Here is a 459-nt window from a genome sequence, read left to right as displayed (position 1 = left end):
GGTACCCTGCTCCAGCCGTTTGTAATAAAGGACAAAGCCCCCGTGTTCCCAGTGCAGAAGTTTGATATGGGTACGGCTACGGTTCAAAAACACAAATACCTCACCGCTGGTCGGCTGGCGCTGCATCACCGAAATGACCAGACCGCACAGCCCGTCGAAACTCTTGCGCATGTCGCAGTGTCCATCATATAAATAAAAACGGTGAGAAGACCCCAATGAAAACATATCAGTAAAGACGGATCAACTGGGAAAGTAAACCAAGATCGGTATCTACTTTGATCCGCACCCCATTGGGATAGATAACCTCTACAGCACTGTTCCTGCAAGCCTTGTCGATCGATATAAAGCTTCCGCTGGCAGCATCGTTTTCTTTGCTGCGCGAAAACCAGTAATAAAACGTAGTCTCATTGACGCCGTTTTCCTCGCAGTAGCGTTTCTTGCTCAGGCCGCTCTGCTGCC

Annotated in this window: 2 protein-coding genes; both read right to left on the bottom strand. The window is 49.5% G+C overall.

Annotated elements, in window-relative coordinates; all coding sequences use genetic code 11:
- Window positions 1–225, bottom strand: a 225-nt coding sequence (gene tnpB, locus C5745_RS20855; RefSeq protein WP_133166412.1) for an IS66 family insertion sequence element accessory protein TnpB, incomplete at its 3' end; no start/stop codon positions are given.
- 1 nt (window position 226) lies between these two features.
- Window positions 227–459 (bottom strand): IS66 family insertion sequence element accessory protein TnpA (gene tnpA, locus C5745_RS19915; RefSeq protein WP_105718753.1); only part of this gene is annotated, 233 nt, incomplete at its 5' end.

It is taken from the genome of Sphingobacterium haloxyli (genome assembly GCF_002980525.1).
Lineage (GTDB): Bacteria > Bacteroidota > Bacteroidia > Sphingobacteriales > Sphingobacteriaceae > Sphingobacterium > Sphingobacterium haloxyli.
The sequence above is the reverse complement of the archived record's forward strand: the minus strand, read 5'-3'. Positions and strand labels throughout refer to the sequence as shown.